Raw genomic sequence first — 14,118 nt, 5'->3', positions numbered from 1 at the left:
ACAAAACAAAGTCTATCCTCTATTTTTCACAGTAATGATACTGTTTGCAATAGGTGTAATTGTATACTTGATGAGTATTTCATAATCATGTCCCATATAACAGTTAAAAATGAAAGATCAAAAGAAAATTATTGAAATCACAATTGGTGCAACTTCCTTCCTTTTCTTAGTTGTATGCATTCTTGCATTAATTTCAAATATCAGAATGAATAGAAGGATTGCCCGCTACCTGGACTCTGAAACAAGATTCAGAAATGAGGAGATACGAGATCAACAGAAATATTTAAAATTCCTCATCGACAAAAAGCAAAAAATGGAAGAATCCAGTACTATAGTGGAACCATTGAAAATTGATGATGAAGCCTAAAGTATTGGTCGGAAGTCTCACTTCACGAGCAAAAGACTATTGCTTTCAGGACTGGATAGGTAATGTAAAATCATTTACCTATCCAGATTTTGAGTTATTCATTTCTGATAATTCATTTGATTTAAATTATTCGAATTTTCTTAAAGGGTTTGCTAAGGTTGGGCATATAGATCCTGCCGGTAAAACTACAATTGAGGTATTATGCGAGAGTCACAACCAGGTAAGAGATTATTTTTTATCTACAAATGCGGACTTTCTATTACACCTTGAAAGTGATGTTTTCCCCCCTTCTGGAATAATAGAAGAACTGTTATTTCACAGTGTTGACGTAGTCTCCGGTATGTACTTTTACGGAGAAGGTTCAAGAAGTAAATTACTTATAAATGTTGTAGAAGATTTTGGAAATGTGAGAAATGCAAATAAGATTGATCACAGGATATCGGATATAATGTTTGCTGATGGAGGATTAAAGAGGGTTTTTTCGTGCGGAATAGGGTGTACTTTAATTCATAGATCAGTTTTAGAAAAAGTAAGTTTCAGATATGAGAAAACAAAACTGATGCATCCAGATGCTTTCTTTTACCATGATATTTTTAAAGCGGGTATTACTGCCTGGCTTGATACCTCAATCCTTTGTGAACATCGAAATACTAATTGGAATCATAATATAATTTTTGATAATGATAGAAGAAGAAATCAAACTGGGATATTATAAGGACCTTATCCAACAGCACGAAACTCTTGTTAAATTTCTAAAGGAATTTATTGAAGAAAATAAGGAAAGTGATGATTTGGAGTTAAAAATTAAATGTGCAAAATTTGATATTGAAGTGACAGAAATTGTCACTAAATTATACTTTTATAAAAAGAATTTTGATCATTACTTAGAACGTGTCAGTTTATATGCAGAGCAGAGAACAGAAGACCTGGAAAAAATGAAGTGCCTCGCAAATTGGCAAAATTTAATTACCAGGTTAAAAAAAATTCAGAATGAAAATCTGACCAAAAAAATCAAAGAGGCTATTTCTTCTAATACCTATTCAAAAGAATATGACCTCTGGAAAAAAGCTAATCAATTATTAAGTTCTCATAATCTTTAAAATATGGCTTACAAATTTCAGAAATTATTGGAGAAAAATTCAATTGTAGTGGATGATCTACCGGCAGAAATTAAGACTGTTATAGGGGAATTTCATAAACTTGAATATGATCTGGAAGACGAAGAAGATCCTGATGATATTAAAGAAATAAAGCTTCAACTTAAGGATTTGGATAAAGAGTTATGTGAATTAATAGCTGAAGAAATTGATCAAGAGCTATCTGCTGATCTTACTCATGAGGAAATAAAGGAAAATATCCTCAGAAATTTTCTTAACTCCGGAAAAACTGAAGTGTCGCATAATGATTTGGTGAAATATGGTTATAACACAAGAAATTTAGGAAGTACCGGGGAGAAGCTATCTAATTTTTCCCTTCAAAAAGGAAAGTTTGCTAACAACTATAAAATAATAAAACATTAAAGCATGTCTGAAATTCTTGTTAAGGAAATTTCAATGCTTTTTATAAAGAATAGGTCTGTCTTATTGAAATATGCATTTAGTCTGACTAAATCTAAAGAAGAAGCTGAGGATATTGTACATGATTCATATATCAACATGTACAAAAATGCCTCTTCTTTTAATCGAGGTACAAATTTCAATCATTGGGCAAAAAAAATAATTAAAAACCTGTTTATTGATGCTCTTAGAAAAAGGAAGAATATACAGGAAGTTGAAATTAAAGACTATCACAAGGGGGTTTGTACAAATGCAGGGGTAGCAATTATCGACAACTCAGATCTTTATAAAGTAATTGACAGCTTTTCTAAAGAAAACAAGAAAATAGTTATACTCTATATGCAGGGATATAAACGTGAAGAGATTGCAAAGCAGGTAAAATGGAGTATAGACAAATTAAACTCTCGACTGCATAAACTGAAAAAAATTTTGAAAGAAGAATTGAAGGAAAAAAAAATTTAATAACATAATGACATTTTTGTCACTAAAACGACCAAAACTGTCAAAACAAAATGAGCTGAAAAATTACTTTTTAAATCGCTTAGAGCTCTATGTTTAATAATTTCGGTGACATTATGGGAATGATCCCAACATCATTACTAATGAAAATGATGTCAGGACAAAAGGTTTCATTTGAGGAAATAGATAAGGCTATTGCTCCTCTTATTCCTAAAATTCAACCTCATATAGTTGAGGTTATCAAAAACTTTCAGGCCAAAAGAGGTCGTTCAGTATCATTTGAAGTATTTATTGTGGAAAAAGATGGTGTTCAGACTGATGAATTAGGGATCTGCCTCAATGAAATCGTAGCAGACGAAACCATACCTTTCCAACGATTCCTGCTTAAGGACCTGATGAAAGTAATTGCTGCAGAACTTAAAAATGATTCTACTAAACAGCTTAAGGAGTAGCAATGTATGAAAATAAGGTAAAGCAAATTGCTAGAATGTTGGATATGGATACAATTAATAGTGTTCGCATGGGAAGGATTAAGGATGAAGAAGCAAAATTTAAGTTTGTTCTCCTTTCTGCATCTGTTCTTACTGATACCCCAATTTCTGACATAAGAGAAGGTACACAAGCGAGGTATTATAACATTCGAAAGGTATGTTATTATGTATTGAATCAGGCAGGATTAAAAGACCGCACCATCGCAAAATTGTTTGAGTTCAAACAGCATACTCACATTTACAATGCAATTAAAAAAGTAAAAGAACAGGTTGAGAAAAAGCGCATAAATGATAGGACAAAGCTTATTCAAGGTCTGCAATTATCTCTGGATTTATTACTAAATCATATATGCAAGAAAAGTTAAAAAAGGAAGACGATGTGAATTTGTCTGATAGCGGAATGTTACAGCCGATTAAAAAGAGAGCGTACGCTGAAGGAATTCAACTTCCGGAACAATCAGGTGGTCCGGAACCGGAAGAAATTGAATCTGAATCCCAAACAGAAACAGAAGTTGATGTCGCTGCAGAACATGAAAGAGACTCTGAGTCTGAACCCGTTCCTGATCTTAATTCACATAAAAAGGCCAGCCGTTTTGAGATTCCGGATTCCCCAGAAATGACCTTTGACAAAAGAGAGGAAGTTCTTGATACAAGCGAAAATGCTCCTCCTGTTATTGATCAAGCTGCCAAACAAGCTGCCAACTCCACAGCTGATTGGATTTGGAATAATTTCGAAAATATTACTCCTGAAATTCTTCATCAAACCACTAAGATAGATGAAACCAGATATGATGAATCAGGGATTGATATTGAGACTTTAAACCTTATAAAAGATACAATTTCCAGAGCTAATGTAAATAATAAAGAATCTCTGAAAATTAAGAGTTGGCATAAGGATAATATTTATCCTCCTCTTAAAGAGTGGCTGCAGGAAAACGGAATGGATGTTAAGGTTCCTGCCTGGGCTAAACTTCTTATAGGAGTGGTTATTGTTGCGGGAATGCTTTGGATGTCTGTTAAAGAAGTAAATGCAAGTAACAGATTTTTACTGCGAAATCTGGATAGAAGGTTAGAAGATTTGAAGAAAAAGAAACAAGATCCTGAATAATGGCAGACGAAAGAGAGCCAAGCTTAATGATTGTTACCGGTCGTATGGGAGTCGGGAAATCACATACTACCAATAAATTTATATTAGAATATTTACGTCTTCTGAAGCGGCCTATTTTGGTTTTTGATCCTAATAATGAAGATACATATCATAAGTTTAAAACTCTTGCATTTGACATTGAAGAAGTGCAGGCAACCCGCAAGAAGGAAAAGAAGGAAAACAGGAGGATAGTTTGTAAAAGCGAAAAGAATCTTCAGCAGTTTAAAAAACCTGAAATTCGTAGGATTCTTCCATACAACCGATATGGGGACTCAATGACCAGAGAACAGATGAAATTAACAATGGTTACCATCCTGCAAAATGTCAGGGGAGCATTGATCCTATTGGAAGATATTAATGCCTATGTAATCTCATTCGCTGAGGATTCTATCATTTCCCTTTTTAAGAATATCAGACACAAAGGGCAGGATATAATCATTCACATGCAGTCGTATAACCCTGTAAGACCTATTCTTTTTGAAGCGTGTTATAAATTCAGAATCCATAAAGATGAAATAGATGTAAGTACTATCAGGGATAGAATCAAGCAGTACGAATTATTCAAGCTTGCTCAATTGATAGTAGAAGCGCATCCGAATAAATATTTCTTTCTGTATCTCGATACACAAGAAAGGAAAATTAAAGGGTGTACAGTTGAAGAATTCCGGCAAGCTGCAATTAAATATACAACTAGTCATCCACGAGAAACAATAAACCATTTATCATTTATTGTGGCAAGTGAAAATAAAAGATCAACTCCTGTTCATGCTGACAGGGAAAAAGCAAGGCATTTATGGATAGAAGAACATATTCAAAAATACTTAAATATCTAACCTGGTTTCGCAGGATGTTATACAATTTTAATGAATTCATCCTATTTACAAATATTACTATTTTAATCTACTACATTATAAAAAAGCCGTGCCAGGTCCCCTGGATTGCTAATCCAATGGGGGTAGAAAATATTAATGAAATAGTAATTCCTCAATTTAACCTTATACTATTAAAATCAAATCTTATTATGGGTGCAATAATATTGATCTGTGATTTTTTTATAAAAAAACACAAAACAAAAAAAGCCAATAATTAAATAATCGAATAATAATTTGTTCTTGTATTGTTGGTTAAATGGTTAGCCAATCTAAATATTTAATTATTAATTTTCGTTTTGTAAGAAATCTGTTTAATTAAAAGCAACATTTTTTATGAATCTCTCTCAAAAGCAAAAGGAAATTATCATCCAGTTTTTAATTGTCGTAGTCGGCGTTTTTGTTGCCATTTTAGCCCATGAGGCGTGGAAAAAGAGGCAGGAAAAAGAAAAAGAATTAGCTCTGGTTCCGGCTGCTTAATAAAAGGATTCTAAGTTTTAAACTTGATTTTTTGACCTATGAAAACAGTAAATAATTTAGTTCAGGCGTTCGAAAGAGAAGCAGAACAATCATTTCAAAATTTTGGCGGTAAAAGAAGTGAATTTTTAGGTTCTAATCAGAACTTTAATCTTTCTGGAATGGTCTCAGAAGGCGATGTCCCTAACGAGATTGTGATCACTATTGAGAATACCGACTCACTCGATCTTGCTGCACCAATTTTCAGTGCAAATGAAGGGATCTCAACACCTTATGGCGGTGTAACAGATACTATTACCGGTAATACTGCATCATCAGGTAAGGGAATTATCATCACTCCTCAGGATTATACTCATAACGAGTTGAAAAAAATGACGGAGAACTCTCCTTTTACAATCACAAAGCTGAGATATGATTTCGGTGATAATACTCAGCTGAAGAAAAAATTTGTAATGAGGAAAAAAGATGGTGTATCATACATCACTACTCCTTATTACCCTCAGAACAAACAGAATCTGGCGAACAACATTAACACTGTACTTGAAGATCACGATTTCTTCATGGTGGTTAATGCTCAGACAACCCTGTTTGTTGTGGTAGGTGCCGGAAAAACAGTCCAATTGGCTCTTACAACTGGTGCAAGGTTCGATGCGACAAATGCACTTAGGGCACAAACAGTTGTAACGACTGGAAGAAAGTCATACTAAGAATCATTTTTTCAACTGTTATAAAAAAGGCCGGGCCGATTGGCCACGGCCTTTTTTGTTTAAAACCCGATAATAATATGGCTTGTACCGACAGTTCAAAACATATTCAAAGCCTTATCCAATATATTACCACCAATAATCCAGATGGTATTACTTCATTTTTGTCACATTACGGCAAAAAAACGACATTCAATAATATCAGTGAGATATATCCGGAAGTTTTAAGTATTGTAAAGGATAGAGGGCTTGAGTCTATTGAAAAGTTGTATTCTTACCACCCGGATCGGGAGGCAATTCTTGAGCTTAATAAAGCGAAAGAATCTAATATAAGTTTTCAGGCAATTGAGAAAGCTAATGTTAAACCTTCGGTGTCGTTGGATGATCTCAGGTCAATCTATTCAAAAAATGACTTCTGGCATTCAAATCAGTTTCAAACCATTGCACTGATAGTAATTCTTGTAATTGTTGTAATAGCATTAAGAAAATAAGTTATGGGTTTTAATATAGGCAACTTATTTGGTGGGGGGGGCAATACCTCCTCTTCCTCCTCCTCTTCCTCTTCTTCCGGTGGCGGTGGATGGATGGGAATGATAGGGGGAATAATGAACCTTCAAGCAAGTAAAGAGCAATTAAAAGCTTCACAAGCTCAAGCGGATGCAAGTACTACACAAGGTTATCTTTCATATCTATCAAGTGTTGCGGGTAATAACAACTCAAAATATATCTGGATTGCAGCGATTGTGATAATTATCGTAGTCGCTTTGTTAATAGGGTTAATTATCTATAAAAAAAGAAAAATTTAAAAAATGGCATTTGTAGAATTCGCACAAAGTATGGGTTGGTGCTTTGGATCAAAGACTTGTAAAGAAAACAGAGCTCTCAACGCTGCAGATAAAGCTTCTTCCGCTGATCTTAAAGAACAGCTGGCTAATGTGATATCCAATCAGGCAAGTTCCGGAGCCGGTACCAATACCAGTCTTATGGTAGGTTTGGTTATTGGATTTGTTTTAGTGATGGGAATAATTCTATTCCTGATATTCCGAAAAAAAGGATAGGAAAATTAAATGGCTTGGATAGTTGAGGTTATCAATAAGGTAATTGGCAAAAAGGTAAAAGCCAATCAGGACAAAACCGCCCAAATTCAGGAAGAAGATGAACTCAATTCTTTAACAGTTACTTATTTAACAGCAACCAATGAAAGGAAGAAAAAGGAAGACTTTAATTTTTATATTCTGGTAATTGGCCTTGCAACAATCTCATTGATTGTCATTATGATTTCAATATTTTTTAAGAAAAGAAACCTATGAAATTTTTATCTCCACTCCGTAACCAGGTGTTTAACTTCACCGGTAGCGAATATAATCCAGAGGAAGTTGCACAATGGGTGGCAAAATATTTTGGATCCTCTGTCCCTGCTGATAAAGATCAGAACAGTGTATTGAAGGATTATTATACTAAAGTGATGTTATTTCTTACTGGCAAGAATCTGCCGGTCAAAGAGGAGTCCATTGCTTCGAATAAATCAGAGTTGGATTTGTTCATCCAAAAGCCAATAGAGCAGATTCAAACGGAAATAGAGTCTCAAACAAAACCTTCTGCTCAAACTTGTACGGGAACTGATGAGTGCCTTAAGTGTAAATTTGAGAAACATAAGAAACTTATCATTAACCTGACAATTGTATTTCTTATCATTTTTGTTTTGAAAAAATTATTATTCTAATCGCTATGATAACTCATTTAAGTGACGCTTCAATAAAAAAGCTTCAGGATCTTAAGCTTAAGATGACTGAGACTTGTACGGAGTATAATACCCAGGTCGGATTGAAGGTAGATGCTCCAACAGAGCCGACGGCAAATTTTCTTGGTGGGTTGTTTGGCTCATCTGATAAGCCAACAGAAGCAGAAATTGAGACACTAAAGAAAGAGGCCGAAGCACAGGGATTAACATTAGAGCAATATCAGGCAAAGCTTGAAAAGGAAGGTAAATCAGAAAAAGCAGGTAAAATTAAATCCTGGTTGGCAGCTGGCGGACTTTCCAAAACTATAAATGAAGCAACTAATGTTGTAGATTCTGTATTTGGTTTGTTTGGAAGCTTGAAAGGTAGCTCTAAATCAACAATCACTGATCCAAATTTAGAAACGGATAACACAGGAAAGGTTCCTGTATATGTCTGGATCGTGCTTGGAGTGATCGCACTTCTCATAATAATCTTTCTTATTGTTAAAAGAAATAAATAATGGGCTATTCCATTGTCTTAAATAAAGAACCTAAAGTGATATTCCTTCCTGTGACCTATACTAAAAAAGTTGCAGGTGTAAGGATTATAGGCTATGATTACTCATTCCCGGCAACTGTTTTTTTTGACCGGCAGATTCCTGGAAGAAAGTCACAAAAAGAGATTTATGAAATACCTCTTCCATTTGCACCTGAAAAACTGGGAATTAAAGTTTTAAGTGATGGAAGTTCTGAGGGTATTATAATAAATGAACCTGTTCCATTTAAACCATTGGTTATTAAAAATGCTGTAGTCCTTCCAGAAATGAAGTCATTCATTGGATTTGCTTCAGACGTGGCTTTAAACCTTCGGAAAATGGTTAAAGGGTATTGGACCTCTGAAGATGGTCGATGGTTAATTAAAATAGATGATAAGGTCAAAAATAGGGTTACTGGAAAGGAAGAAGATACTCCAATTTCTGTCAGCGTAAATTCTGGACATCTGGAAGCTTCAATCAGGGAGCTTAAAAAACATACTGTCCCAGGTATTTTTGTTCTTTTGGCGCATGAATTCGGGCATTACTTTTTAAAAACTGCAGATGAATTTGCTTGTGATAAGTTTGCTGCAGAGCTCGCACTTAATCTTGGGTTTTCTCAAACAGAAATTCTATATGCATTTTCAAAAACTTTCAAAACTATGAAGCCAAATCTTGATGCAGGATTAAGGATTGAAAGAGAAAATAGAATAGTTGCAATCAAGGATTTTATTCAAAATTGGACTTAAAAAATGGCTAGTTTTTCTAAAGCAATAGACATTGTTCTTGATCATGAAAAGGGTTATCAGAATAATCCAAAAGACAACGGTAACTTTGTTTGTGGTGTTAATGTAGGGACAAACTTCGGCATCTCTGCTCCTGTTTTAAAAGACTGGTTAGGCCGTTGTCCTACAGCTGCAGAAATGAAAAATCTCAGTCGAGAAACTGCTATCAAGATTTATCATACAAAGTATTGGGTTCCGATAAAAGGCGATGAAATTAAAAATCAAAGCTTTGCTAATGCGTTATTTGATACTCATGTAAATCAAGGTAATGGGGGAATGAAAAGTATTCTTCAAAAGGCATTCACAGAGCTTTCTATCACTGTTAAACCTACATTCCCTATAAACTCAGATACTGTATCGGCAATAAATAAAGCCAATCAGGAGAAGCTTTTCGAGGCTTTTAAAAAATTCAGAGAGCAAAGGTATTTGGCAAATTCTGATTCTTCTTTTATCTCCGGATGGCTGTCCCGAAGCGAATCTTTTGAATTTATAAAAAACAACAAAGGAAAGATTTTCATATTCATTGCAGCGATAGCAGTATTGATATTATCATATTATTTTTTCATTGTAAGGAAAAGTAAATTGAATATCGTTGATCATTTTTTAAAACAGTAATTCTTTCAATTTCCTCTTGAAATAAGGGTTTTGTTTGGTCTTTTTTTTTGCGAATTGGGTTAATTAAATAATCCCAATATGATTTTCCGTTTATTAAATAATAACATTTTTTATGGAGATACCTGCCTTACAAAATATTCCCTCTGTTAATTCTACAGACGTACAGTGGATTTCATGGTATAACCTATTGAGGAAAAGGTATGGAAAAAGGAATGCAAATGATTTATTTCTTTCTGCTTGGGAACGGAGACGAGGTTCTTCTAACTTTTTATCGGGCACAAAAGCAAATACCACGACCTTAAGAAATTTCCTTGAAGATCAGGGAATACAAATTTCTGGTGATGGCTTAATGAGTTATCCGGCAGATCTTTTGGATGATATTGAAACGGGTATTACAACGGCATTTGGTGTAACCAAAACAGTATTTATCATTTTATTCATTCTGATAATAATTCCTCTGTTTATACTGGTTTTTAACATTGCAAGAAATCCAGCGGTAATTGTTGACGGCATCAAAACTTTTAGCGGAAAATGACAAAGAATCTGAAGATCACATTGGGCGTTATCTTTTTTATAATACTTATAGTTGGTATTATCATTTATGCCATAACAAGGAAAAAAAAGATTGCCGAAGAAATATCTACAATTAGACAAACAATCAATAGCGATGTCGGCCTATTAGGAGAAGATATTGACAGCGTTTTGGTTAATGTTACTCCTGCTAACTATACATTACCTCAGGCAGATCTTGAAAAATTAAGAAATGCAAAAGGTTCCTATTTATTTCCTGATCATCCGGAGTATATTAATCAGGTCCTTGCAGGAAAATCTAAAGCGCAGATAAAAGCTATTTGTGCTCAATTTCAAAATGCCTATGGAATAAAATTCAATGATCATCTGAATTCCATCTTTAGTGATCTTTTTGGGTATGATACAGCAGGGTATCAAGCTGTTTTGAATATTGTCAAGAGTGCAAAATAATTTTTCTATATGAAGTCTAAAAAGTGGATTTTAATTGTTTCTGTTTTGTTAATCGCTGCAGGCGTTCTGTATTTTTTCGTTTTTAGGCTGACTAAAAGTAAAGCAATTAAAATAATTACAGAGGCGGGTAATAGCTCTGCAAATCTTCAATCTGGTTTTGAAACCGATTACTTAATCGCTTGGGCTAAAGGCACCAAAGCAGGTACCAGTACATTTGAATACAATGGTAATATTTACAATACCAAAGGAGGCAAAAAAATATAATTAAGATGAAAAGAGCAAAAGTAATTATTACAATCGGGCTTATCATTGTTGTGCTGACACTGACGGCTTATTATTTTGTTTTCAAAAAGAATGGTCTTGATTCCTCCGCTCCTTCCCCCGGATGTTCTGACTTTGCTAATCAAAACAATAATGCTGCTACATTTCCATTGAAGCAAGGCTCAAAAGGAGTTGAGGTTAAAAACCTTCAAAAGTTTCTTAATAAGTCCGTTAATGCGGGACTTTGTATAGATGGCATTTGGGGAATGTTAACTCAGTCAGCTTTTGAGAAAAGTACTTTACCTGGTATAAAAAATGGGATTGCACCTCCAATGAATGAGGTATCCAAGGATTTGTATAATTCTACAGTTTTACCAGGGGTATGAGTAAAAGAAGTCTCATAATTTTTATATGTCTTTTCTTGTTGATATTCTTATTTGTTAAGAGTAAAGAAAGGGCTAAAGTAAAAGTGCAGAATGTGAATGATGATTCATTTCCGCTTAAAATTGGTAAGAGGGGTAAAAGAGTTGAACAGGTTCAAATCTGGTTGAAAAAAATGGATAGCTCTCTTTTTCCTGCCGGCATTAATGGAGTCTTTGATCAGGAAACAGAAAATGCCCTTTTACTGCATAAGAAGCGGACAAACATTAGTGAAACATTTTGGAACAAAATATCAATAGGGCATTTTCAAACTACAATTTTTAAATAAGATGAATGATTTTCTAAATAGTGTTCAAAAGGATGGAATTAAAGTAGTTGTGGACATTCCAAACTCCTTTTTCTATAAACTTGGAGCAGTCATTGTTGCAAGTGTTGTGCTATCTGCTATAGGATTTTTCATTTCCAAGTCCCTCTTTAATAAATAATTAAAAATGGCTAACAAAACGATTCTAATTAATGGGAATTTAAGCCCAGGCCAAGAAAAGGAATTTGAATGCGGGATAGTGACTCTTATGATAGAAAGACTGTCCGGAACTTGGACTTTATCTTGTCAAAAGCCAGACGGAACCTGGGTTGATACGGTACACGGGACTCACTTTAGTCTTCCCCCTATCCCTCACGGATACAAGGGAATAAAAATAAAAGCAAATGGAGATTCTGAAATAAACTATGTTTATCACCTATAATTAAGAAAATGGCTTACGGATTTTTTGATTCATTTTTGCAATCTTCTCCGGGAGAAGGTGGAGAAAGTACAGCTACAATTCTTCTTTCGGGTGGTGAGGTGACCATAGATGATACTGATAAATTAAAAGTAAATATTGCTCCTGCCACCTATATGATTGATGGCGTTGCATATACTTATGATGGTGGTAGTTTGACTCTATCTGCCGGAGAAGAGTTAGAAAGATTTGATGCAATTGTATTAGGTGTAGGTGGCGTTGCTAGTGTAATTGAGGGTACTCCGGATGTTTCGGCCACAACTCCAACCATACCTGGTACAAAAGTCTTGTTGTCCTATGTATCAGTTGTGGATCATGGTACAGAAGTAATTGAAGAACTTAAAGAGTTATTATTAGGAGGTCACAGGCAGGGCGATTCGGATGAAAATAGAGATAATCAAAAAAATAAAGCTCCTGGAATGTTTTATTACAGGAATGCTAAGTTTAATACTGATTCTCAATATACCCTCGATGCTCCCTCAACGATTTCTAAGGTTGACAATAGGGTATACGTGTTTAATTCGGCAAGAAATAGCAGTAATACAGGTATTAATATCGATATTTTTGAAGGTAATGCATTAGTTGCAACAAAAGTAATTACTGGGGCAAGTTATATTAATAGCAGAGTTTTATTTTACAATGATAATAAATTATATTTTATAGTATCAAATTTAGTTCAACAAGGCTGGTTATCTTATTATGATATTGCTAATGATACTTTCGGATTAGAAATATCAGTCGGGACAAACACTCTTACCGGAATATGTCATAAGAACAAAATTTATATCGGTTCAAGAGGTTCAGGCTTAGTATATATTATTAATAAACTCACATTTTCCCTAATTACAACAGTTGCACAATCTACTGCATTTACATTTGCGGTAGATGAAAAACAAGATAGAATATTTTGCTGCAGTGCTACAGGTACACAAATAATAGTTTTAAACTATTATAACAATACCATTGTAAAAACATTAACAGTACCGGCAGAAACAACTAGCGTTGCAACTCGTGCTGATAAAGGAGAAAAGTCATACGTTAATTATCAAGGCAAAATCCCTTTTATGGCTCGTGTGGCAGGACAAGTTTTGATTTATGATACTGAATTAGATGATTTCCTTTCTCCTATAAATGTTGGAACTACGCCTGTAGACGCAGTTGTTTTTTCCTGTAACTTATATGTTGCAAACAATGGTAGTGAATCAGTATCTATTATTGATCTATTGGAACATAAGTTCGAAAAAGATATTATAGTTGGAAATCGGCCATGTTCCGCGGGGAATCTTATTGTAAATGAAGATTCGATTTTTGTTCCCGTATTCGGAGCAGGGACAATCGTCGAAATAGAGGCAAAGACCGGACTGGTGATGAGTACAAGTCCTGTAGGGGGGCAGACCAGATCTATTGTATTTGACACTAAGACAGGTTTGTTGTATGTGACCGTCAATGTGCCAAATACCCGGCTAACTATATTTAAATATCAACCTGCAAAACTATTTGTACTAGGTCGCGATAAAACATCATGGATTGAGATTACTCCATTAACAAAACAAGGTGGTGTCGCAGAAAAGCAACTATTCTACTCTAGTGAAGATATTGAACAGTGCTTTACTGACAAAAGCATCCCAAATGTAAAGTTTGTCAAAAAAACTGCAATGGGATACTTTAATGAAGCGGTAATTGATATTACCGGACAAACCACAATTGACCTTGCAGAGTATCATAATTACAATGTATTTAAACTCACATCTTCAAATTCATCTGAAACTTTAAATACAATTGATAATCCACCTGAACATTCATTTGTGTTGATTCCTGTGTCTATAAGCTTAACGGTTAATAGCGTAGATCCTGCAACAGCAACTGAAAATGATATTGTATTGGAATCTTCAACACTTGTATTGAATGGAGAAAGAGGTCATTGGTTGGAGTTAAGAAGTGAGTATTTTGGAACTGGGTTAAGGCAAATAAACGCAGCAACTTATTAAAT

General features: G+C 34.5%; 27 protein-coding genes. All 27 read left to right on the top strand.

Going from position 1 to position 14,118, the window contains the following annotated elements; all coding sequences use genetic code 11:
• The first annotated feature begins 109 nt into the window (after positions 1 to 109).
• The 27 genes from MYP_RS03170 to MYP_RS03045 all read left to right on the top strand — a co-directional run bounded on the left by MYP_RS03170 (position 110) and on the right by MYP_RS03045 (position 14,116).
• On the top strand, positions 110 to 367 hold the full coding sequence (locus tag MYP_RS03170; protein ID WP_045458319.1) for a hypothetical protein: 258 nt from the start codon (positions 110 to 112) through the stop codon (positions 365 to 367).
• Positions 354 to 1,082, top strand: a complete 729-nt coding sequence (locus tag MYP_RS03165) for a hypothetical protein (RefSeq protein ID WP_045458316.1) — start codon at positions 354 to 356, stop codon at positions 1,080 to 1,082. Before MYP_RS03170 ends, MYP_RS03165 begins: the two co-directional genes overlap by 14 nt.
• Positions 1,048 to 1,467: a hypothetical protein gene (locus MYP_RS03160; protein WP_045458312.1), complete on the top strand. Its 420-nt coding sequence runs from the start codon at positions 1,048 to 1,050 to the stop codon at positions 1,465 to 1,467. The genes MYP_RS03165 and MYP_RS03160 overlap by 35 nt, the downstream gene beginning before the upstream one ends.
• Positions 1,468 to 1,470: 3 nt before the next feature.
• Positions 1,471 to 1,887: a hypothetical protein gene (locus MYP_RS03155; RefSeq protein WP_045458309.1), complete on the top strand. Its 417-nt coding sequence runs from the start codon at positions 1,471 to 1,473 to the stop codon at positions 1,885 to 1,887.
• 3 nt (positions 1,888 to 1,890) lie between these two features.
• Positions 1,891 to 2,385 carry an RNA polymerase sigma factor gene (locus MYP_RS24690; protein ID WP_052429914.1) on the top strand — a complete coding sequence of 165 codons (495 nt, stop codon included), beginning with the start codon at positions 1,891 to 1,893 and terminating at the stop codon, positions 2,383 to 2,385.
• An 89-nt stretch (positions 2,386 to 2,474) separates the two neighbouring features.
• Positions 2,475 to 2,834, top strand: coding sequence for a hypothetical protein (locus MYP_RS03145; protein ID WP_045458305.1), 360 nt, complete (start codon positions 2,475 to 2,477; stop codon positions 2,832 to 2,834).
• Between the two features lie 2 nt (positions 2,835 to 2,836).
• Positions 2,837 to 3,238: a hypothetical protein gene (locus MYP_RS03140; RefSeq protein WP_045458302.1), complete on the top strand. Its 402-nt coding sequence runs from the start codon at positions 2,837 to 2,839 to the stop codon at positions 3,236 to 3,238.
• Entirely contained in the window at positions 3,223 to 3,981 is a 759-nt protein-coding gene (locus MYP_RS03135; RefSeq protein ID WP_045458299.1) for a hypothetical protein, read from the top strand. The genes MYP_RS03140 and MYP_RS03135 overlap by 16 nt, the downstream gene beginning before the upstream one ends.
• Positions 3,981 to 4,853, top strand: coding sequence for a hypothetical protein (locus tag MYP_RS03130; protein WP_045458296.1), 873 nt, complete (start codon positions 3,981 to 3,983; stop codon positions 4,851 to 4,853). Before MYP_RS03135 ends, MYP_RS03130 begins: the two co-directional genes overlap by 1 nt.
• Positions 4,854 to 5,225: 372 nt before the next feature.
• Complete coding sequence (locus MYP_RS25970) at positions 5,226 to 5,369, top strand: hypothetical protein (protein ID WP_156140275.1); 144 nt, start codon at positions 5,226 to 5,228, stop codon at positions 5,367 to 5,369.
• Between the two features lie 38 nt (positions 5,370 to 5,407).
• Positions 5,408 to 6,073 (top strand): hypothetical protein, encoded by a 666-nt coding sequence (locus tag MYP_RS03120; RefSeq protein WP_045458289.1) that lies wholly within the window; start codon positions 5,408 to 5,410, stop codon positions 6,071 to 6,073.
• Between the two features lie 77 nt (positions 6,074 to 6,150).
• Positions 6,151 to 6,561, top strand: a complete 411-nt coding sequence (locus MYP_RS03115) for a hypothetical protein (protein ID WP_045458285.1) — start codon at positions 6,151 to 6,153, stop codon at positions 6,559 to 6,561.
• A gap of 3 nt (positions 6,562 to 6,564) precedes the next feature.
• Positions 6,565 to 6,876: a hypothetical protein gene (locus tag MYP_RS03110; protein WP_045458282.1), complete on the top strand. Its 312-nt coding sequence runs from the start codon at positions 6,565 to 6,567 to the stop codon at positions 6,874 to 6,876.
• A 3-nt stretch (positions 6,877 to 6,879) separates the two neighbouring features.
• Positions 6,880 to 7,128, top strand: a complete 249-nt coding sequence (locus MYP_RS03105; RefSeq protein WP_045458278.1) for a hypothetical protein — start codon at positions 6,880 to 6,882, stop codon at positions 7,126 to 7,128.
• 9 nt (positions 7,129 to 7,137) lie between these two features.
• A complete protein-coding gene (locus MYP_RS03100) occupies positions 7,138 to 7,380 on the top strand; it encodes a hypothetical protein (protein WP_045458275.1) in 243 nt (80 codons plus the stop codon).
• Entirely contained in the window at positions 7,377 to 7,793 is a 417-nt protein-coding gene (locus MYP_RS03095; protein ID WP_045458271.1) for a hypothetical protein, read from the top strand. Before MYP_RS03100 ends, MYP_RS03095 begins: the two co-directional genes overlap by 4 nt.
• Positions 7,794 to 7,798: 5 nt before the next feature.
• Entirely contained in the window at positions 7,799 to 8,311 is a 513-nt protein-coding gene (locus MYP_RS03090) for a hypothetical protein (RefSeq protein ID WP_045458268.1), read from the top strand.
• On the top strand, positions 8,311 to 9,072 hold the full coding sequence (locus MYP_RS03085; RefSeq protein ID WP_045458265.1) for a hypothetical protein: 762 nt from the start codon (positions 8,311 to 8,313) through the stop codon (positions 9,070 to 9,072). The genes MYP_RS03090 and MYP_RS03085 overlap by 1 nt, the downstream gene beginning before the upstream one ends.
• Positions 9,073 to 9,075: 3 nt before the next feature.
• Complete coding sequence (locus tag MYP_RS03080; protein WP_045458262.1) at positions 9,076 to 9,723, top strand: glycoside hydrolase family 108 protein; 648 nt, start codon at positions 9,076 to 9,078, stop codon at positions 9,721 to 9,723.
• 112 nt (positions 9,724 to 9,835) lie between these two features.
• A complete protein-coding gene (locus MYP_RS26985) occupies positions 9,836 to 10,258 on the top strand; it encodes a hypothetical protein (RefSeq protein WP_045458259.1) in 423 nt (140 codons plus the stop codon).
• Complete coding sequence (locus tag MYP_RS03070) at positions 10,255 to 10,704, top strand: hypothetical protein (protein WP_045458256.1); 450 nt, start codon at positions 10,255 to 10,257, stop codon at positions 10,702 to 10,704. The genes MYP_RS26985 and MYP_RS03070 overlap by 4 nt, the downstream gene beginning before the upstream one ends.
• Positions 10,705 to 10,713: 9 nt before the next feature.
• The gene (locus tag MYP_RS03065; RefSeq protein WP_045458253.1) at positions 10,714 to 10,968 is read left to right on the top strand and encodes a hypothetical protein; all 255 of its coding nucleotides are present in this window, start codon (positions 10,714 to 10,716) and stop codon (positions 10,966 to 10,968) included.
• A 5-nt stretch (positions 10,969 to 10,973) separates the two neighbouring features.
• Positions 10,974 to 11,351, top strand: coding sequence for a hypothetical protein (locus tag MYP_RS03060; protein ID WP_045458250.1), 378 nt, complete (start codon positions 10,974 to 10,976; stop codon positions 11,349 to 11,351).
• Complete coding sequence (locus MYP_RS03055; protein ID WP_045458246.1) at positions 11,348 to 11,674, top strand: hypothetical protein; 327 nt, start codon at positions 11,348 to 11,350, stop codon at positions 11,672 to 11,674. Before MYP_RS03060 ends, MYP_RS03055 begins: the two co-directional genes overlap by 4 nt.
• 1 nt (position 11,675) lies before the next feature.
• Complete coding sequence (locus tag MYP_RS25965; protein WP_156140273.1) at positions 11,676 to 11,831, top strand: hypothetical protein; 156 nt, start codon at positions 11,676 to 11,678, stop codon at positions 11,829 to 11,831.
• A gap of 6 nt (positions 11,832 to 11,837) precedes the next feature.
• Positions 11,838 to 12,092 (top strand): hypothetical protein, encoded by a 255-nt coding sequence (locus MYP_RS03050; RefSeq protein ID WP_045458242.1) that lies wholly within the window; start codon positions 11,838 to 11,840, stop codon positions 12,090 to 12,092.
• An 8-nt stretch (positions 12,093 to 12,100) separates the two neighbouring features.
• Positions 12,101 to 14,116: a YncE family protein gene (locus MYP_RS03045; RefSeq protein WP_045458241.1), complete on the top strand. Its 2,016-nt coding sequence runs from the start codon at positions 12,101 to 12,103 to the stop codon at positions 14,114 to 14,116.
• Positions 14,117 to 14,118 lie beyond the last annotated feature (2 nt).

The organism is Sporocytophaga myxococcoides (genome assembly GCF_000775915.1).
GTDB lineage: Bacteria > Bacteroidota > Bacteroidia > Cytophagales > Cytophagaceae > Sporocytophaga > Sporocytophaga myxococcoides_A.
The sequence above is the reverse complement of the archived record's forward strand: the minus strand, read 5'-3'. Positions and strand labels throughout refer to the sequence as shown.